The sequence below is a fragment of the Phenylobacterium sp. genome (genome assembly GCF_016793225.1).
Classification (GTDB): Bacteria; Pseudomonadota; Alphaproteobacteria; order Caulobacterales; family Caulobacteraceae; genus Phenylobacterium.
This window is the reverse complement of record NZ_JAEUMN010000018.1, coordinates 1-17,233: the sequence shown is the minus strand read 5'-3', so window position 1 is coordinate 17,233 and position 17,233 is coordinate 1. Positions and strand designations below refer to the sequence as shown.

Sequence of the window (17,233 nt, the reverse complement as noted above, 5' to 3'; positions counted from 1 at the left end):
GCCGACATCCAGGCGACGCCGCGGAAAGTAAATTGGGCTCCAAGAGGAGCCTGACGTGTCCGCATCCGTACTACTCGACCTTCCGCGCAAGGTGCGCGAATTCCAGAACCACCACATGGACTCGACCTACTGGGACGGGTTCCAGTTCCGCGACGACGACGTGATCGTGGCGAGCTACGCCAAGTCGGGCACGACCTGGACGCAGCAGATCTGCGCGCAGCTGATCTTCCGCGGCGACCCCGACGTCTCGGTGGGCGCCATCTCGCCCTGGTGGGACATGCGCATCGTGCCCGAGGAGGTGCGTGACCTCGTCCGCGCCCAGGCCCACCGCCGCATCATCAAGACCCACCTGCCGGCCGACGCGCTGGCGATGTCGAACCGCGCCAAGTACCTCTACGTCGCCCGCGACGGTCGCGACGTGGTGTGGAGCATGCACAACCACCACGCGGGCTTCCGGCCGGAAATCTACGACCTGTTCAACAACGCCCCCGGCCCGCTGGTGGGCGAGCGTTTCGGCCCGGCCGACCCCGACATCCGGCGCTACTTCCAGACCTGGCTGGCGCGGGACGGGCATCCGTTCTGGCCCTTCTGGGAGAACACCGCCACCTGGTGGGCGCTGCGCGACCAGGCCAATGTGAAGCTGCTCCACTTCGCGAACCTGAAGGCCGATCTCGAGGGCGAGATGCGGAAGGTCGCCGAGTTCCTGGAGATCGAGCTCACCCCGGCCGAGTGGGCCGACGCCGTCCGGCACTGCACCTTCGACTGGATGAAGGCCAATGCGCCGAAGGTGGCGCCGCTGGGCGGCGATCCCTGGGAACGCGGCGCCGACGCCTTCATCAACAAGGGGGTGAACGGCCGCTGGAAGGACGTGCTCACGCCGGCCGAAAGCGCGGCCTACGAGCGGCGCGCCGTGGCCGAACTGGGCCCCGCCTGCGCCCGCTGGCTCGCCACGGGCGAGGGTCTTTAGAGCCTCAGGCGAACGTCAGCAGCGCCAGCCCGGCGCTGCCGATGGCGATGCGGATCCAGCCGAAGGGCGCGAGCCCCCGGCTGGTGACCACCGCCAGCATCGTGCGGATGACCACGATCGCCACGACGAAGGACACGGCGAAGCCGATGCCGATCAGCGGCAGGGTCTCGGCCGTCAGCTGGTCGCGGCTCTCCCAGGCGTCGAGCACGAAGGCGCCCAGCATGGTCGGGATGGCCAGGAAGAAGGTGAACTCGGCCGCCGCGCGCTTCTCCACCCCGAAGAGCATGCCGCCGACGATGGTGGCGCCCGACCGCGAAACCCCCGGCATCATCGCCAGCACCTGGAAGAGACCGATGGCCAGCGCGCGCTTCAGGGTCAGCCGGAACGGGTCGTGCTCGACCGGCGGCGGCGCCATGCGGTCGATGAACAGGAGCACGATCCCGCCGAGGATCAGCGAGATGCACTGCACCATGGGGCTGTCGAACAGCACCGCCTTGATGAAGTCGTGGAAGAGCAGCCCGAGGACCACCGAGGGGATGAAGGCCACGATCACAGTGAGCGCGAACTTGCGCGCCTCGGGGTCGGTCGGCAGGCGCACGACCTGGTCCCAGAGCTTGCGGAAGTAGAGCACGACCACCGCGAGGATCGCGCCCAGCTGGACCATCACCGCGAAGGTGTCCCAGAAGCCGCTGGGCAGGCCCATCGCCTGCTTGGCGAGCAGCATCATCCCCGTGGAGGAGACCGGAATGAACTCCGTCAGGCCTTCGATGACGCCGAGAATGACCGCGTAGACCCAATCCGGCAGCACGAAAACCTCTCCGCTTCGCAGGCGCGGACCATAGGCTGCGAATCTGCCGATCTCAAAGCGCCCCTGGGCGGCGGTCTGGGCGGCGGTCAGTCCGTCATGGGCTCGGGCCCCACGTAGCGCGCCCGCGGGCGGATCAGGGCGTCGGACTGGCCCTGCTCAATCGCGTGGGCGATCCAGCCGGCGCAGCGGGCGACGGCGAACAGGGCGAACGGCGCGTCGTCGGGCAGCCTCAGGGCCTCGCAGGCGGCGAGCAGGGCGAAGTCCACGTTGGCGGCCTGGCCGGTCGTGGCCTCCACCAGCGCCTGCAGGCGCGCGAGGGGCTCGGGCGGGGCGAAGCGCTCCAGCAGGGCGGCCGCGCGCGGGTCGCCGTCGGGATACAGGTTGTGGCCGAAGCCGGGCAGGGCCCTGTCGTCCGCCAGCCGGGCCTGGATCGCCGCGCGCGGGCCAAGGTCGTCGGCTTCGGCGACGAAGCGGCGGACCGCCGCGGTGGCCCCGCCGTGGCGTGGGCCCGACAGCGTGGCCAGCCCCGCCAGGGCGGCGGCGGACAGGCTGGCGCCCGTGGACGCGGCCACCCGGGCCGCGAACGCCGAGGCGTTCAGCTCATGGTCGGCCACGAGCACCAGGATGCGGCGGATGAGGTCGGCCCCCGGCCCGCCCGGCCCCTGGCCCCAGGCCATCGCCAACCGGTTGTGGATGGGCCCGCCGCCCACCGCCCCGGCCACGGCGTCGGTCAGGACGTCGAGCAGGGTGGCCGCCTCCACCGCGAGCGCCAGAGGCGCGCGCCCGCGCATGGGAGGATCGGCCGCCGCGCGGGCCGCGAGCGCCAGGAACGCCCGGCTGCGCATGTCGCCCGCCTGCGGCGGCCGTGGGCGGTCGGATTGCTTGAGCGCCGCGCCATGGCCCCCGCGAAGGAGCCGCGCCACCGCCTCGAGGGTCTCGGTCTCGGCCAGGCGGATGGCGTCGCGGCCCCGGTAGTAGAGGCGGCCTCCCTGCACCGTGGTGATCTCCGAGGCCAGCACGGGCTCGCCCCAGCTGATCGCGCCCGCCGCCACGTCCGAGACCTTGCGGCTGCGGCTCTTCCTCTCGGTGAGGGCCACGATGTCGGCCGCCCGGTAGAGGCTGCGCCGGGGATCGCCGGGGTCTGGCCGCACGCTGACGCGGCCGCGGCTGACGTAGGCGTACAGCGTCTGCGGCCGCACCTTCAGGCGGGCGCAGGCGTCATCGGCGGCGATCCAGTCCGTCTGGGGCATTTATATTGATCATATTGATCAAGATTGACGCCTTAGCTTCGCAGCTGTTCCGTCGCCTTACAAGAGAGATGGAGACAGCCATGACCGAACCGCTGACCGATGGCTCCGACGGACTGGAGCGCGTGATCGCCGCCCACACGGTGCTGAGCGAGGTCGACGGCGCCGCGGGGCGCCTGATCATCCGCGGCTATTCGCTCGACGAACTGGCCGGCCGCACGCGCTACGAAGACCTCGTCGCCCTGCTGATGGGCGGCTTCTACGACGACCTGCCGCCGGATCTCCCGGCCGCGCTGGGCCAGGCCCGCGCCGAGGTCTTCGCAGAGGTCGCCGCGCTGGACACGGGGCTGCTCGACCGTGCGCCCATCGAGGCGATGCGCGCGCTGACCGCGCGGCTGGCCGACGGCGACGACGCCGCGACCGCCCTTCGCCTGGTCGCCGCGCCGGCCGTGTTCACCGCCGCGGTGGTCCGCGCGCAAGCCGGCGAAGCCCCGGTGGCGCCCGACCCCGCGCTGCGACACGCCGCCGACGTCCTTCGCATGCTGCGCGGCGCGCCCGCCGGCGACGCCGAGGCGGACGCCCTGGACACCTACCTTGTCACGGTCAGCGACCACGGCCTGAACGCCTCGACGTTCGCGGCGCGTGTCGTGGCCTCGACCCGCGCGGGGCTGACGTCGGCGGTGCTGGCCGGGATCAGCGCGCTGAAGGGCCCGCTGCACGGCGGCGCGCCGGGGCCGATCATCGACATGCTGGACGAGATCGGCGAGCCCGCGAACGCCCGCGCCTGGATCGAGCAGGCGCTGGATCGGGGCGACCGGCTGATGGGCTTCGGCCACCGGGTCTACAAGGTGCGCGACCCGCGCGCCGACGCGCTGAAGCAGGCCGTGCGCTGGCTGGACGCGCGCCAGGGGCGGCTGGAGTTCGCCGAGGCCGTGGAGGCGGCGGCCCTGGCGATCCTGCGCGAGCGCAAGCCGAGCCGCAGCCTGCAGACCAACGTCGAGTTCTACACGGCGCTGCTGCTGGAGGCGCTCGCGTTTCCGCCCAGCGCGTTCACCTGCGTCTTCGCCATGGGCCGCGTGGCCGGCTGGCTGGCCCACGCCCGCGAGCAGCTGGCCGGCGGCCGCCTGATCCGGCCCGCCAGCGTCTACGTGGGGCCGATGCCGCGCAAGGCGGCCTGAGGCCGCGCTACGGCGTCAGGACGGCGGCGCCCACCACGCGGCCGGCGCGCAGGTCGTCGAGGGCGGCGTTGGCCTCGGCCAGCGGATAGGCGGTCACGTGCGCCCGCACGCCGTCCGCCACCGCCCGCGGCAGGTAGTCGATGGCGTCCTGGCGGGTGAGGTTGGCCACCGACACCAGGCGCCGCTCGCCCCACAGGAGGTCGTAGGCGAACCGCGGGATGTCGCTCATGTGGATGCCGCCGCATACGACCGACCCGCCCTTGCGCACCGCGGCCAGCGCCAGCGGGACCAGGTCTCCCACCGGGGCGAACAGGATGGCGGCGTCCAGCTCGTCGGGCGGGCGCGCCTCGGAGGGCCCGGCCCAGACGCAGCCGAGCTCGCGCGCCAGACGCTGGGCCGGCTCGTCGCCGTGGCGGGTGAAGGCGTAGACGGCCTGGCCCTCGTGGATGGCCAGCTGGGCCAGCAGATGCGCGGCCGCGCCGAAGCCGTACAGCCCGAGCCGCTGCACGCCGCCGCCCTCGCAGGCCATGCGCCAGGCGCGGAACCCGATCAGGCCCGCGCAGAGCAGCGGCGCGGCGTCGACGTCCGACAGGCCCTCAGGCAACGGGAAGGTGAAATCGGCGCGCGCAACGACGGCCTCGGCGTAGCCTCCGTCGCGGGTCCAGCCGGTGAACTCGGGCGCGTCACAGAGATTCTCGCGGCCCTCGCGGCAGTAGCGGCAGGTGCCGCAGGCGCCGCCCAGCCAGGGCGCGCCACGTCGCTCCCCGAGGGTGACGCCCGTCACCCCCGGCCCGATCGCGTCGACGACGCCGACGATCTCGTGCCCGGGGATGACGCCGGCGCGGCGCGGCTCGAGCTCGCCGTCCGCGATGTGGAGGTCAGTGCGGCACACGCCGCAGGCGCGGATGCGCAGCCGCAGTTCCCCAGGTCCCGGCTCAGGGTCCGGGAGCGCCTCGGCCACGAGGGGATGGCGGGGCGTCTTGAGCACCATGCCGAGCATGGCCGCAGTCTACACCGAGCCGCCGGGAGGGGCGTGATCTGGCTCAAGCCGCCACCCGCGACACAGTAAACGCGCCCTTAATCCCCGCGGCGTCTGTTGGTCGCCTTCTGATTCGCCTATGGAAGCGCGCCGCCAGAAGCCGCCATGACCATCGACCGCACCCTCTACCACTTCCCGCTCGACCCGGCCTCGCGCCAGGTGCGGCTCGCCCTGGGCGAGAAGCGGCTGGCGTTCGCCGACGCGCCGACCCGCTACTGGGAGCGACCGAAGGAGCTCACGCGGCTGAACCCGTCGGGCATGGTGCCGGTGCTGGTGGAGGCGCCGCAGGGCGGGGGCCAGCCCCTCGTGCTCTGCGAGACCCGCGCCATCCTCGACCATCTCGAGGAGACCTATCCCGACCCCGCGCTGCTCGGCGCGGACCCGGCCGAGCGGGCCGAGGCGCGCCGGCTGCTCACCTGGTTCGACCGCAAGTTCGAGTTCGAGGCCTCGGCCTACATCCTTCACGAGAAGATCGAGAAGCGGCTGCTCAGCCTGGGCCCGCCCGACCTGTCGAACCTGCGCCAGGGGCGCGACGGGCTGAAGTCGCACCTCTTCATGCTGGACGACCTGCTGCAGGCGCGCGAGTGGCTCGCCGGAAAGCGCCTGTCGCTGGCGGACTTCGCCGCGGCGGCCCACATATCGGTCATCGACTACTTCGGCGACATGCCCTGGCGCGATTTCCCGGCGGTGAAGACCTGGTACATGAAGCTCAAGTCGCGGCCGGCGTTCCGGCCGCTCCTGTCGGACCGCTGGCCGGGCCTGCACCCGGCCGGGCACTATGACGACCTCGATTTCTGAGCGCGCCAGCCCGGACCCGCGCGACCCGATCCGCGCCGAGGCGCTGGCCCTCGGCTTCGACCTCTGCCGCTTCACCGACATCGACGAGGCCTGGCCGGCCGGCGATCGGCTGATGGACTTCGTGGGCGCCGGGCGCCACGGCGAGATGACCTGGATGGCCGAGACCGCCGCGCGGCACCGGCACCCCCGCGCGATGTGGTCCGGCGCGCGCTCGGCGATCGTGCTGGGCGTGAACTACGGCCCCGACCGCGATCCGCTGGAGATCCTGGCGCGGCCCGACCGCGGCGCGATCAGCGTCTACGCCCAGGGCGACGACTACCACGAGGTCATCAAGGGGCGGCTCAAGCGGCTGGGCGGATGGCTGCAGCACAGGTTCGGCGGCGAGCTGAAGGTGTTCGTCGACACCGCGCCCCTGCTCGAGAAGCCCCTGGCGGAGCGCGCCGGCGCCGGCTGGCAGGGCAAGCACACCAACCTGGTGAGCCGCGAGTTCGGCTCGTGGCTGTTCCTGGGCTCGATCCTGACCACGCTGGAGCTTTCGCCCGACCCGCCCGAGCCGACGACCTGCGGGACCTGCCGGGCGTGCCTGGACGTCTGCCCCACCAACGCCTTTCCCGCGCCGTTCCAGCTCGATGCGCGGCGCTGCATCAGCTACCTGACCATCGAACTCAAGGGCCCGGTCCCGCGGGCGTTCCGCGAGGCCCTGGGCAACCGCATCTACGGCTGCGACGACTGCCTGGCGGTCTGTCCATGGAACAAGTTCGCGACGACCGCGCGCGAACAGAAGCTGGCGGCGCGGGCGGCGCTGCGGTCGCCGACCCTGGCCGAGCTGGCCCGGCTGGACGATGCGGCGTTCCGCGAGCTGTTCCGCAAGAGCCCGGTCAAGCGCATCGGCCGCGACCGCTTCCTCCGCAACGTCCTCTACGCCATCGGCAACTCGGGGGAGCCGAGGCTGGCGGCGGAGGCCGAGCGGCTGCTGGACGACCCGGCCCCGCTGGTGCGGGGCGCGGCGGTCTGGGCGCTGTCGCGGCTGCTGCCGGCCGAGACGTTCGCGGCGCTGCGGGCCGCGCGTCTGGCCCAGGAGCCCGACGCCGGGGTGCAGGAGGAGTGGACGCCGCTGTGATGCCGGGTTCCGCGCCCGCGTACCACGGGGATCTCTAGATCAGCGAGGCGCGGCGGCGACGCCGCGGGCCGCCTCCGCCATCGGGCGCGTATGGGTCCCGGTCTTCGCCCTGCGGCGAAACCGGGATGACAGCCCGGTTGAGAGCAGCCCTTCAGAAAGCGACGGGGTCCAGGTCCTTCAGGCGGGGCAGGACCTGGTCCTTGCCGGAGAGGATCGGCTCGCCCGCCACCGGCCAGGGGATCGCGAGGTCCGGGTCGTTCCAGATGATCCCGCCCTCGCTCTGCGGGGCGTAGGGCCCGTCGACCTTGTAGAAGATCTCGCAGTCGTCGGTGATCGTGCAGTAGCCGTGGGCGAAGCCCCGGGGCACCCACAGCTGCTCGCCGCCCTCGGCGGTGAGCTCGGCCGAGACCCACCGCCCGTAGGTGGGCGAGCCGGCGCGGATGTCGACGGCCACGTCGAAGATCGCGCCCCGCAGCGCCCGGATCAGCTTGCCCTGCGCGTTCGGGGCCAGCTGGAAATGCAGGCCGCGCAGGGTGCCCTTCGCGGCGCTGAAGGCCTGGTTGTCCTGCACGAACGTCGTGTCGGCGACGCTGCCGGCCAGCGCCTTCTGACTCCACGTCTCGGCGAACCAGCCGCGCGCATCGCCATGACGCTTGGGCGTGATAAGCAGGACGTCGGGGATGGCGAGCGGCGTGATCGTCGTCATTTCGATTCCAGCAGGACAGGTGAAGCGCTCGCATGGCGCACGGACCGAGCGATGACAAGGCCCCCGCCGCCACGGTGTGCGTCATCGCCTACAACTCGGGACCGACGCTGCGCGCCTGTCTGCAGCACCTGGGCGCCCAGGCCTTCCGCGACTTCGAGACGCTGATCATCGACAACGCCTCCCCCGACCCGGGCGACGCGGCGATCGCGGAGGCGTTCGTCCGGTCGCACGCCGGCGCGCGGCTGATCCGCAACCCGGAAAACCTCGGCTTCACCGGCGCGGGCAACCAGGGCGCGCGGGAGGGGCGGGGGCGATGGTACGTGCTCCTGAACCCCGACGCCTACGCCGAGCCCGACTGGTTGGCGGGGCTGATGGCGGCGGCCGGGCGGCATCCGGACGTCCGGGCCTTCACCTCGCGCCAGGTGGTGGCCGAGGATCCCGGGCTGCTGGACGGCCTGGGCGACGTGATGAGCATCACCGGCATCCCCTACCGCGGCGGCTACCTCAACCCCGACCGCGGCCAGGCGCGCGAGGGCGAGGTGTTCAGCCCCTGCGGCGCGGCGATGATGATCGACCGCGAGCTCTTCCTGCGCCTCGGCGGCTTCGACGAGGCCTTCTTCTGCTACGGCGAGGACGTCGACCTGGGCTACCGTCTGCAGCTCGCGGGGGAGCCGACGCTGCTGGTCCCGGCGGCGACCATCCGCCATGTCGGCTCGGCGTCCACCGGCGGGCGCAAGTCGGAGTTCGCCGTCTTCCACGGCACACGCAACCGGTTCTGGGTGCTGTTCAAGAACACGCCGGCCCCGCTCCTGCCGCTGGTCGTGCCGCTGCACCTGATGGCGCTGGTCCTGATCTACCTGCGGCGCGAGAACCGGCCGCACATCCGGCTGATCCTGCGGGCGGTGCGGGCGGCCTTCGCCGGGGCCCCGGCCATGTTCCGCGCGCGGCGGCGCGTCCAGGCCCAGCGCCGCGCCACCCTGGGCGAGATCGCCCGCGCCATGACCTGGAATCCGCGCGACCTGTCCGGACGCCGGCCCGTGATCAGGCCTCTTCGGCCGCGGCCCACTCGATCAGGCGGCGCATGAACTGCGCGCCGCGCTGCATCTGGCTCACCTCGACGTACTCGTTCGGCTGGTGGGCCTGGTCGATGGAGCCGGGGCCGCAGATCACGGTGGAGAAACCGGCCTGCTGGAACTGGCCCGCCTCGGCGGCGTAGGCCACCACGCGCGGCGGGCCGTTGTCGCCGGCGAGCCGCCGGGCGAAGGCCTCGGCCGGGCCGTCGCGTTCGGGGACGAACGGCGGCACGTCCGTGCGCATCTCCACGACGACGCCGCATTCGGGGAAGCGCGCCTTCAGCGCCTTGTCCATGGCCTCGGCCTCGGCCAGGAACGGCGCCACGATCTCCTTCGGCGTCCGGGGTCCCGGCGAGCGGACGTCGAACACGAAGCGGCACTCGCGCGCGATGATGTTGTGCGCCGTCCCGCCGTTGACCATCCCGATAGTGAGGGAGGGCCCCTTCGGCGTGAAGGGCGAGCCGGGGTCGGCCTCGTCCTGCAGCCGCCCGGCCAGCCCGTTCAGCGCGGCCATCAGCTTCACCGCCTCCATCACGGCCGAGACGCCCAGATGGGGCTGGCTGGAGTGGCACTCGCGCCCCGTGACGGTCACGTGGAAGGTGGCGATCCCCTTATGGCCGTTCACGGCCACCATGTCGGTGGGTTCGCCCACGACGACGAGGGCGGGCTTCGGCAGTTCGCGGCGGATCACCTCGATCATGGCCGGCGCGCCCAGGCAGCCGATCTCCTCGTCGTACGAGAAGGCCAGATGCACCGGCCGTCGCGCGGTGCGGGCGAGTTCCGGGGCGGCGGCGAGGGCGAGCGCCAGGAACCCCTTCATGTCGCAGGTCCCGCGCCCGTAGAGCCGGCCGTCGGCCTCGACGACCGCGAAGGGGTCGGTCGTCCACGGCTGCCCGTCCACCGGGACCACGTCGGTGTGGCCCGACAACACGACGCCGCCCTCGATCGCCGGGCCGATGGTCGCCAGCAGGTTCGACTTCGTGCCGTCGGCGTTGGGGACGCGGCGGTGGGCGATCTTCAGGTCGTCGAGGTAGCCCTCGACCCACGCGATCAGCGGCAGGTTCGACCCGCGCGACGTGGTGTCGAAGCTCACCAGCCTGGCCAGCAGCTCGCGCGCGTCGGGATAGAGGTCGGTCATCGTCCAGGCTTAGACCCGGGCGGCCTCCCGGTGAACCCCTCGGCGGCGCCTCAGCCCTGCTGGATGCGGCCCGGACCGGCGAGGACGTCGATCAGCTCGATGCGGAAGATGAGCGGGGCGCCGGGCGGGATGGGCCCCTGGCCTTCCTCGCCGTAGCCCAGGTTGGACGGGACGTAGAGGATCCACTCGTCGCCGGGCCGCATCATCGGCAAGGCCTCCTGCCACGCCGGGATCAGGCCCCTGAGCGGCATGGCGGCCGGCTGGCCGCGCTCGTAGGACGAGTCGAACACCGTGCCGTTCTCGAGCTTGCCTTCGTAGTGGACCTTCACCTCGTCCTGCGCCTGCGGCTTGAGGCCGGTGGCGGGGCCGGATCGGACGACCTTGTAGGCCAGGCCCGAGGGCAGGACCTTCACGCCCGGCTCCTTGGCGACCTTGGCCATGTAGGCGGTGCTCTGGGCCGAGGGCTTCTGCTGGGCCAGGTCGTCGCCCTTCGCGGCCGGCTTGTCCTGGCAGGCGGCGAGCGCGACGACGGCGAGCGCGAGAACGGCGAGGCGTTTCATCTGAACAGTCCTTACACGACCCGGGGCGGGTAGCCGCGCTCGCGCAGGGCGTCCATGACTTCCTGGGTGTGCTGGGCGTCGCGGGTCTCGATCATCACGTCGAACTCGGCGCCCTTGGCCGGCACGTCGAGCGCGAGGCGGTTGTGCGCCACCTCGATGATGTTCGCGCCCATCTGCCCGATGGTGGCCGAGACGTTGGCCAGCAGGCCCGGCCGGTCGTCGCCGATGATCCGCAGGGAGACGATCCGGCTCTCGCGGACCAGTTCTCGGGTGAGGACCGAGGCCAGCAGGCGCGTGTCGATATTGCCGCCCGTGATGACCAGGCCGCACTTCTTGCCGCGGAACCGCTCGGGATAGGCCAGCAGCCCGGCCAGCGAGGCCGCGCCGGCGCCTTCGGCCACCGTCTTCTCGACGTTGCAGTAGAGAGCGATGCCGCGTTCGAAGAAGGGCTCCTCCACCAGCAGGACCTCGTCGATCAGCGGGCGCGCGATCGAATAGGTGAGGCCGCCCACCTCCTTCACCGCGATGCCCTCGGCGATGGTCGAGGCGCCGTTGTTGGCGGCGGTGCGCACGCCGCGCATCTTGGCCGTGAACGACGGGAACATCGCCGGCTCCAGCCCGACGATACGGATGTCCTTGTTCAGGTGCTTGGCCGCCGTCGCCATGCCGGCGATCAGGCCGCCGCCGCCGATCGGGATCGGCAGGACCTCGAGGTCGGGGACGTCCTCGAGCATCTCGAGCGCCACGGTCCCCTGGCCGGCCATGACGTCCATGTCGTCGAAGGGGTGGACGAAGGTCAGCTCGCGCTCGTCGCAGACCTTGCGGGCGTGCGCCGCCGCCTCGTCGTAGCTCTCGCCGTCGATGACCACCTCGGCGCCGTGGGCCCGGGTCTGCTGCACCTTCATGAAGGGCGTGCCCTTGGGCATCACGATGGTGACCGGGATGCCCAGGCGGGCGGCGTGGTAGGCCAGCCCCTGGCTGTGGTTGCCGGCCGAAGCGGCGATCACGCCGCGCGCACGGACGTTCTCGCCGAGCAGCAGCAGCTTGTTGAGCGCCCCGCGCTCCTTGTAGGCGGCGGTGAACTGCAGGTTCTCGAACTTCACCCAGACCTCGGCCCCGGTGATCTCGGACAGGGTGCGTGACCGGCGGCACGGGGTGCGCTCGATATGGCCCCGCAACCGCTCCTGGGCGGCGAGGATGTCGTCGAAGGCGAGGCTCATGTCTGCGGCGGCCGGGTCTGCAAAAGGCGGCGCAACCTAGCGGCGCCGCGCCCATGCCGCAACGCAGCGTCGGTCGGCCCGGCGCGGCGGTGAGTCGCGAGGGTTTGGAGGCCGCCGCTGAATCGGGCATTGGGAAGCGGGATGCCCCACCAGAAACCCGCCCTGTTCCTGGACCGCGACGGCGTGCTGAACGAGGACCGCGGCTACGTCCATAGCTGGGCGGACTTCCGCTGGATCCCGGGGGCGCGCGAGACGGTGGCGGCGTTCAACCGCGCCGGCTGGATCGTGCTGGTGGTCACCAACCAGTCGGGGATCGGGCGCGGCTACTACACCGAGGACGCCATGCACGCCCTGCACGCGCGGATGCAGGCCGACCTGGCCGAGGCGGGCGGACGGATCGACGCCTTCTACCACGCGCCGCATCACCCCGAGGCTCCGCTCGAGGCCTACCGCCACCCCGACCCGCCGCTCCGCAAGCCGAACCCCGGCATGATCCTGCAGGCGCTCCAGGACTGGCCGATCGACCGCGAGGCCTCGCTCCTGGTGGGCGACAAGCCGTCCGACCTGGAGGCGGCCCTGCGGGCGGGCGTGCGCGCCGTCCTCTTCGGCGGGGGCGACCTGGCGGCGTTCCTGCAGTCGGAAGCCCTCTGGCCGGACGGCGCCGGCGGACCGTGACCCGGGTCGCCTGGATCACCTTCGCCGCGCCGATCCGCGACCCGGCGGGCGGCCTCACCTCCGACGTGGCCAGCCTCCGCTACCGCGTCCTGGCGCCCGCACGGGGGCTGGCGGAAGCGGACTGGAGCCACGCGATCGTCGCCAACACGGGGGTCGACGCGGCCGCGCGCGACGCCGCTGCGGACGCCGACGTGCTGGTCTTCTCCAAGAGCGTCGCCGTCGGCAACGAGGCGATCACGGAGCGGGCCCGCACCGCCGGCCGCCGCGTGATCTTCGACATCTGCGACGACCACTTCGGCCACCCGCGCCTGGGCGCCCACTACCGGCGGATGGCCGGTCTCGCGGATCAGGTCGTCTGCAACACGCCCGCCATGGCCGAGGCGGCCGCGCCGTTCGCCGCGCGGCCGCCGGTGGTGATCCCCGATCCCTACGAAGGCCCCGGGGGCGCGGCACGGTTCGCGCCCGGCGCGCGCCTGAAGCTGCTCTGGTTCGGGCATCCGTCGAACCTCGACAGCCTGCAGGCCGAGCTCCCGGGGCTCATCGCCTTCGCCCGCGCCAGGCCGCTCTCGCTCAGCGTGCTCACGGCGCTGACGCCGCGGATCGTCGAGGTCTGCGCCCAGGTCTCCGCCGCCTCGCAAGGCGCGCTGGCGATGACCGCCGCCCCGTGGTCGCTGCCCGCGCAATGGTCCGCGCTCGCCGCCTGCGACGCCGTGGTGATTCCCAGCCGGGCCACGCCCGGGAAGCGCGTGAAGTCGGCCAACCGCATGGTCGAGGCGCTCTGGGCCGGACGGCCCGTGGCCGCCCAGCCCATGCCGGCCTACGCGCCCTTCGCGGCCCACACGCCGGTGCGGCCGACGCTCGCCGAAGGCCTTTCGGACCTCCTGGCCGACCCGGCCGCCGTTCCGGCGCGGATCGAGGCCGCCCAGGCGCTGATCGCCGCCGACTTCGCGCCCCGCGCCATCGCGCGACAGTGGGCGTCCGTGCTAGCAGCCCGCGCATGATCCGGCTCAATCTCGGCTGCGGCGACAAGATCCTGGACGGCTACGTCAACGTGGACGTGGTGGAGAGCCGCGCCGGGAAGCGGCCGGACGTCATCTGCGACCTTCACCAGCTGACCCCGTTCCCCGACGACCATGCCGACGAGGTGATGGCGATCCACGTGGTCGAGCACTTCTGGCGCTGGGAGGTGGTCGACGTGCTCAAGGAGTGGGTGCGGGTCCTGAAGCCGGGCGGGAAGATGATCCTGGAGTGCCCGAACCTGATCTCCGCCGCCCAGGCGCTGCTGGCCGATCCGGACCGGGCCTCGGGGCCGGGCGGCGAAGGGCAACGCAGCATGTGGGTCTTCTACGGCGACCCGCAGTGGAAGGACCCGCTCATGGTCCACCGCTGGGGCTACACACCGCGCAGCCTCGCCTTCGTGATGCACGAGGCGGGTCTCGTGGAGCTCCGCCAGGAGCCGGCGCAGTTCAAGCTGCGCGAGCCGCGCGACATGCGCATCACCGGGATCAAGCCCAGGCAGGCCGATGCATCCGCCGGCGCTTGAATACTTGAAGTGGTACCACCAGACGAACGTCTGGAAGCAGGTGACCTGGCGCGGCGTGCGGACGCTGAAGCTTCCGTCCGACATGTGGAACTACCAGGAGATCATCACCGGCCACGGCGTGGGCTGGGTGGTCGAGACCGGCTCGCGGCACGGCGGCTCGGCGCTCTACTTCGCCGACCTGCTGCGCAACAGCGGCGCGCCCGGACGCGTGTTCTCGATCGACTTCCGGCCGGCGCTCGACCCGCGCGCGGCCGCCGACCCCCTGATCGACTTCATCACCGGCGACAGCGCCGACCCGGCGATCGCCGCGCGCATCCTGGACGGCCTGCCCGCGGATCGGGCGCCGCTGTTCCTGATCCTCGACTCCGACCATGCGGCGGCCCACGTGCGGCGGGAGCTCGACCTCTGGGCGCCCCGGCTGCGGTCGGGCGACTACCTCGTGGTCGAGGACACCGTGGTGAACGGCCATCCCGTCCGGCCCGACCACGGACCGGGTCCGATGGAGGCGATCCGCGCGTTCCGCGCCGACAACCCCGGCCTGCTGATCGCCGACCCGGCGCGCGAGGCGAAGTTCGGGGCCACCTTCGCGCGCGAGGGCTACTACCTCCGCGCCTAGGGTTCGAACTGTATTCTGTATCAGCGATTTCAACAGCTTCCGACCGTCCCGGCGAATGCCGGGACCCAGATCCACGTGCGGGGTCGTGATGGGAAGGGCTCCGAACCTACCGAAGCCGCGCCTAAGCCATTCCATCTGGATCCCGGCTTTCGCCGGGATGACCGGGTGTTGAGTGGGCGACTCTAGCGGGCTTCGATCTTCCGCAGCAGGCGCTCCAGGGCGTCGATCTCGTCGGCCTCGCCGGGCGGCTTGTCCCAGCGGATCCGGTTGATGCGGGGAAAGCGCATGGCGACGCCCGATTTGTGGCGCGTGGAGCGCTGCAGGCCCTCGAACGCCACCTCGAACACCAGGCCGTGGTGCGGCTCGGCGCGCACCGAGCGCACGGGGCCGAACCGCTCGATCGTGTTGTCGCGCACGAACTTGTCGATCTGCAGCAGCTCCTCGTCGGTGAAGCCGAAGTAGGCCTTGCCGACGGGCGTCAGCATCCGCTGGCCTGCGCCGTCCTGCGTCCAGACGCCGAAGGTGTAGTCGGAATAGAAGCTCGAGCGCTTCCCGTGCCCCCGCTGGGCGTACATCAGGACCGCGTCCACCAGGAACGGGTCGCGCTTCCACTTGAACCAGGGCCCCTTGGGCCGTCCGGCCTCGTAGCGGCTGTCCCAGCGCTTCAGCATCACGCCCTCGGCGATCTGCGGGTCGCCCGCGGGGGGATCCGCGCGCAGGGCGGTGAGTTCGGCCCACGTCTCGAACGGCTGCAGCGGCGACAGGTCGATCCGCGGACTGGCCTGCCGCGCCACGAAGGCCTCCAGGCGCGCCCGGCGCTCGGCGAAGGGCCGGCTTCGCAGGTCCTCGTCGCCCTCCTGCAACAGGTCGTAGACCCGGATCGCGGCGGGGAACTGCGCCATCATCCTCGCATCCACGGTCTTGCGGTTCAGGCGCTGCTGCAGGTCGGCGAAGGGGGCGACCCGGCCGTCGCGGATCACCAGGAGCTCGCCGTCGATCACGCCCACGTCGTCCAGCGCGTCCAGGACGTCGGGGAAGGTGCGGCTGATGTCGTCGCCGGTGCGGGTGTAAAGCCGGCGCTGCAGGCCCTCATGGGCGGCCTGCACCCGGATGCCGTCCCACTTCCATTCGGCGGCGTAGTCGGCGGGATCGAGCTTGCCGAAGTCCACGGCCTCGTCGAGGGCCTGGGCCAGCATCACGGGCCGGAAGCGCGCCGGATGCTCGGCGGTGGGCTTCTCCGAGCGGCCCTCCAGCCACGCGAACAGGTCCTCGTAGGGCGGCGAGAGGGCATGCCACAGCTCCTCGATCTCGGCGGGATCGACGCCGCCCATCTCGGCGGCGGCGCGCTTGGCGAGGCGCGCGGTCATGCCGACCCGCAGGGCGCCGGTCATCAGCTTGAGGAGCGCCCAGCGCTCGCGCGGCTCGGCCATGGCGTCGAGCCAGCCTTCGATCAGCCGCTGCACCTCGCTGCGCGAGGCGGTGCGCAGGGCCTCGATCACCTCGGAGAGCTCGGGCTCGCGGTTGGCGCCGGGGCGCGCGGGCCAGACCAGGGATACCGCCTCGGCCAGGTCGCCCACGTAGTCGTACGACCACCAGAAGAGCTGGGGGTCCATCCGCGCCTCGACGGCCTTGCGGATGAAGGCCGGCTTGGCGGCATCGAAGGTCAGGTCGCCGGTGAGCGCCGCCAGCGCCCAGCCGCGGTCAGGGTCCGGCGTCTCGCGCAGGTAGTCGCGGACGAGCGTCAGCTTGGCGTTGCGCGACGGCGTCAGCGACAGTCGGTCCAGAAGCTCGGCGAAAGCCCGCATGCCTGACAGCTAGGCCCTGGACGCCGGTTCGCCAATCAGGCGCCGGGAATCTGGCCGGGCGTGTCGACCCCGCGATCGCCGTCGCCCTCCAGCAGGCCCGGGTCCACCGCGTCGCCGGGACCGGGCGGCTCGCGCCCGCCGTCCACCGCAGGCAGGCCGTCGCCGGACGGGCGCGACAGGGGACCGCCGAGGCTGTCGGGGGGCGTATGGGGTTCGGACATGGCGCGGCTCCTCTTGCGGGGAGCCAACGCCACGCCTTCGCGACCGTTCCGCCTAGCGCTTCGAAGGCTCGGTCTGCGCCGTCGGCTGCTCAGGTGTGCCGGGCGGCGCCGTGGGCGCGGCGGCCGCCGGCGCTGCGGGCTGCGGCGGCACGGTCGTCGCCGCCTCGGGGGCCGGCTCGGGCGCGGGGTCCTTCTGCCAGAACGGCTTGCAGGCCACGAGCCCGCCCGCGACGAGGGCGACGGTGGTCAAGGTCAGGGTCTTGCGCATGGATCACCTCCGTGTTGGCGCGGGGTGACGGTAGGGGCGCGCCGATCACGCGTTCGTGATCGACCTCGGGAGAACCGGTGGAGGAGCCGCGTGGCTTCGGCTCAGCTGTCCTCGTCGTCCTCGTAGCCCACCAGGGCCAGGGCGCGGGCGGGGATGTCGTGCAGGGCGGCCCAGCGGGCCAGGGCCTCCTCGCGCCCGTGGGTGATCCAGAGCTCGCCCGGGCGCAGTTCGTCGACTGTGGCGGTGAGCTC

19 protein-coding genes and 1 pseudogene are annotated in these 17,233 nt (G+C 72.3%); 9 read left to right on the top strand and 11 right to left on the bottom strand.

What is annotated here, in order from left to right:
- The first annotated feature begins 55 nt into the window (after window positions 1-55).
- A complete protein-coding gene (locus tag JNK30_RS01755) occupies window positions 56-967 on the top strand; it encodes a sulfotransferase domain-containing protein (protein WP_293479595.1) in 912 nt (303 codons plus the stop codon).
- Window positions 968-971: 4 nt separating this feature from the next.
- Here the strand turns inward: JNK30_RS01755 and JNK30_RS01750 are convergent, their stop codons facing one another.
- Entirely contained in the window at window positions 972-1,775 is an 804-nt protein-coding gene (locus tag JNK30_RS01750; RefSeq protein WP_367118721.1) for an undecaprenyl-diphosphate phosphatase, read from the bottom strand.
- A gap of 86 nt (window positions 1,776-1,861) precedes the next feature.
- A complete protein-coding gene (locus JNK30_RS01745) occupies window positions 1,862-3,025 on the bottom strand; it encodes a citrate synthase (RefSeq protein WP_293479594.1) in 1,164 nt (387 codons plus the stop codon).
- A gap of 80 nt (window positions 3,026-3,105) precedes the next feature.
- On the opposite strand from JNK30_RS01745, the gene JNK30_RS01740 reads away from it, so the two are divergent.
- Window positions 3,106-4,200 (top strand): citrate synthase/methylcitrate synthase, encoded by a 1,095-nt coding sequence (locus JNK30_RS01740; protein WP_293479593.1) that lies wholly within the window; start codon window positions 3,106-3,108, stop codon window positions 4,198-4,200.
- A 7-nt stretch (window positions 4,201-4,207) separates the two neighbouring features.
- Here the strand turns inward: JNK30_RS01740 and JNK30_RS01735 are convergent, their stop codons facing one another.
- Complete coding sequence (locus tag JNK30_RS01735) at window positions 4,208-5,200, bottom strand: zinc-dependent alcohol dehydrogenase family protein (RefSeq protein ID WP_293479591.1); 993 nt, start codon at window positions 5,198-5,200, stop codon at window positions 4,208-4,210.
- Window positions 5,201-5,344: 144 nt separating this feature from the next.
- On the opposite strand from JNK30_RS01735, the gene JNK30_RS01730 reads away from it, so the two are divergent.
- Both JNK30_RS01730 and queG read left to right on the top strand, forming a co-directional pair.
- Window positions 5,345-6,037: a glutathione S-transferase family protein gene (locus JNK30_RS01730; RefSeq protein WP_293479589.1), complete on the top strand. Its 693-nt coding sequence runs from the start codon at window positions 5,345-5,347 to the stop codon at window positions 6,035-6,037.
- The gene (gene queG, locus JNK30_RS01725; RefSeq protein ID WP_293479587.1) at window positions 6,018-7,157 is read left to right on the top strand and encodes a tRNA epoxyqueuosine(34) reductase QueG; all 1,140 of its coding nucleotides are present in this window, start codon (window positions 6,018-6,020) and stop codon (window positions 7,155-7,157) included. The genes JNK30_RS01730 and queG overlap by 20 nt, the downstream gene beginning before the upstream one ends.
- A gap of 151 nt (window positions 7,158-7,308) precedes the next feature.
- On the opposite strand, the gene rfbC is transcribed toward queG, so the two are convergent.
- Complete coding sequence (gene rfbC / locus JNK30_RS01720) at window positions 7,309-7,863, bottom strand: dTDP-4-dehydrorhamnose 3,5-epimerase (RefSeq protein ID WP_293479585.1); 555 nt, start codon at window positions 7,861-7,863, stop codon at window positions 7,309-7,311.
- A gap of 32 nt (window positions 7,864-7,895) precedes the next feature.
- On the opposite strand from rfbC, the gene JNK30_RS01715 reads away from it, so the two are divergent.
- Complete coding sequence (locus tag JNK30_RS01715; protein ID WP_293479583.1) at window positions 7,896-8,948, top strand: glycosyltransferase family 2 protein; 1,053 nt, start codon at window positions 7,896-7,898, stop codon at window positions 8,946-8,948.
- Here the strand turns inward: JNK30_RS01715 and argE are convergent.
- From argE to JNK30_RS01700, 3 genes are read right to left on the bottom strand one after another with little or no spacing between them, the layout of a single operon-like run.
- Entirely contained in the window at window positions 8,905-10,074 is a 1,170-nt protein-coding gene (argE, locus tag JNK30_RS01710; RefSeq protein WP_293479581.1) for an acetylornithine deacetylase, read from the bottom strand. The genes JNK30_RS01715 and argE overlap by 44 nt on opposite strands.
- Window positions 10,075-10,124: 50 nt before the next feature.
- Entirely contained in the window at window positions 10,125-10,634 is a 510-nt protein-coding gene (locus JNK30_RS01705; RefSeq protein WP_293479579.1) for an FKBP-type peptidyl-prolyl cis-trans isomerase, read from the bottom strand.
- A gap of 11 nt (window positions 10,635-10,645) precedes the next feature.
- Window positions 10,646-11,854, bottom strand: a complete 1,209-nt coding sequence (locus tag JNK30_RS01700; RefSeq protein ID WP_293479578.1) for a threonine ammonia-lyase — start codon at window positions 11,852-11,854, stop codon at window positions 10,646-10,648.
- A 141-nt stretch (window positions 11,855-11,995) separates the two neighbouring features.
- Here JNK30_RS01700 and JNK30_RS01695 point away from each other — a divergent pair, with 141 nt between their 5' ends.
- The 4 genes from JNK30_RS01695 to JNK30_RS01680 are packed head-to-tail and all read left to right on the top strand — an operon-like array spanning window position 11,996 to window position 14,688.
- Entirely contained in the window at window positions 11,996-12,529 is a 534-nt protein-coding gene (locus tag JNK30_RS01695; RefSeq protein WP_293479576.1) for an HAD family hydrolase, read from the top strand.
- Window positions 12,526-13,530 carry a hypothetical protein gene (locus JNK30_RS01690; RefSeq protein ID WP_293479574.1) on the top strand — a complete coding sequence of 335 codons (1,005 nt, stop codon included), beginning with the start codon at window positions 12,526-12,528 and terminating at the stop codon, window positions 13,528-13,530. Before JNK30_RS01695 ends, JNK30_RS01690 begins: the two co-directional genes overlap by 4 nt.
- A complete protein-coding gene (locus JNK30_RS01685) occupies window positions 13,527-14,072 on the top strand; it encodes a methyltransferase domain-containing protein (protein ID WP_293479573.1) in 546 nt (181 codons plus the stop codon). The genes JNK30_RS01690 and JNK30_RS01685 overlap by 4 nt, the downstream gene beginning before the upstream one ends.
- A gap of 4 nt (window positions 14,073-14,076) precedes the next feature.
- On the top strand, window positions 14,077-14,688 hold the full coding sequence (locus tag JNK30_RS01680) for a CmcI family methyltransferase (RefSeq protein WP_293479571.1): 612 nt from the start codon (window positions 14,077-14,079) through the stop codon (window positions 14,686-14,688).
- Window positions 14,689-14,870: 182 nt separating this feature from the next.
- Here the strand turns inward: JNK30_RS01680 and JNK30_RS01675 are convergent, their stop codons facing one another.
- From JNK30_RS01675 to JNK30_RS01660, 4 genes and pseudogenes are all read right to left on the bottom strand, one after another.
- A complete protein-coding gene (locus JNK30_RS01675; protein ID WP_293479569.1) occupies window positions 14,871-16,493 on the bottom strand; it encodes a cisplatin damage response ATP-dependent DNA ligase in 1,623 nt (540 codons plus the stop codon).
- A gap of 35 nt (window positions 16,494-16,528) precedes the next feature.
- Window positions 16,529-16,714 carry a hypothetical protein gene (locus JNK30_RS01670; protein WP_293479567.1) on the bottom strand — a complete coding sequence of 62 codons (186 nt, stop codon included), beginning with the start codon at window positions 16,712-16,714 and terminating at the stop codon, window positions 16,529-16,531.
- A 52-nt stretch (window positions 16,715-16,766) separates the two neighbouring features.
- Window positions 16,767-16,982, bottom strand: a complete 216-nt coding sequence (locus JNK30_RS01665; protein WP_293479565.1) for a hypothetical protein — start codon at window positions 16,980-16,982, stop codon at window positions 16,767-16,769.
- Window positions 16,983-17,083: 101 nt separating this feature from the next.
- Window positions 17,084-17,233: pseudogene (locus JNK30_RS01660) on the bottom strand (DNA ligase-associated DEXH box helicase); the annotation flags it as partial.

Excerpts from the sequence above, each read along its gene's own strand:
- JNK30_RS01745 (WP_293479594.1), bottom strand. The coding sequence starts at position 3,025 with ATGCCCCAGACGGACTGGATCGCCGCCGATGACGCCTGCGCCCGCCTG.
- JNK30_RS01740 (WP_293479593.1), top strand. The coding sequence starts at position 3,106 with ATGACCGAACCGCTGACCGATGGCTCCGACGGACTGGAGCGCGTGATC.
- JNK30_RS01735 (WP_293479591.1), bottom strand. The coding sequence starts at position 5,200 with ATGCTCGGCATGGTGCTCAAGACGCCCCGCCATCCCCTCGTGGCCGAG.
- JNK30_RS01730 (WP_293479589.1), top strand. The coding sequence starts at position 5,345 with ATGACCATCGACCGCACCCTCTACCACTTCCCGCTCGACCCGGCCTCG.
- queG (WP_293479587.1), top strand. The coding sequence starts at position 6,018 with ATGACGACCTCGATTTCTGAGCGCGCCAGCCCGGACCCGCGCGACCCG.
- rfbC (WP_293479585.1), bottom strand. The coding sequence starts at position 7,863 with ATGACGACGATCACGCCGCTCGCCATCCCCGACGTCCTGCTTATCACG.
- JNK30_RS01715 (WP_293479583.1), top strand. The coding sequence starts at position 7,896 with ATGGCGCACGGACCGAGCGATGACAAGGCCCCCGCCGCCACGGTGTGC.
- argE (WP_293479581.1), bottom strand. The coding sequence starts at position 10,074 with ATGACCGACCTCTATCCCGACGCGCGCGAGCTGCTGGCCAGGCTGGTG.
- JNK30_RS01705 (WP_293479579.1), bottom strand. The coding sequence starts at position 10,634 with ATGAAACGCCTCGCCGTTCTCGCGCTCGCCGTCGTCGCGCTCGCCGCC.
- JNK30_RS01700 (WP_293479578.1), bottom strand. The coding sequence starts at position 11,854 with ATGAGCCTCGCCTTCGACGACATCCTCGCCGCCCAGGAGCGGTTGCGG.
- JNK30_RS01695 (WP_293479576.1), top strand. The coding sequence starts at position 11,996 with ATGCCCCACCAGAAACCCGCCCTGTTCCTGGACCGCGACGGCGTGCTG.
- JNK30_RS01685 (WP_293479573.1), top strand. The coding sequence starts at position 13,527 with ATGATCCGGCTCAATCTCGGCTGCGGCGACAAGATCCTGGACGGCTAC.
- JNK30_RS01675 (WP_293479569.1), bottom strand. The coding sequence starts at position 16,493 with ATGCGGGCTTTCGCCGAGCTTCTGGACCGACTGTCGCTGACGCCGTCG.
- JNK30_RS01670 (WP_293479567.1), bottom strand. The coding sequence starts at position 16,714 with ATGTCCGAACCCCATACGCCCCCCGACAGCCTCGGCGGTCCCCTGTCG.
- JNK30_RS01665 (WP_293479565.1), bottom strand. The coding sequence starts at position 16,982 with ATGCGCAAGACCCTGACCTTGACCACCGTCGCCCTCGTCGCGGGCGGG.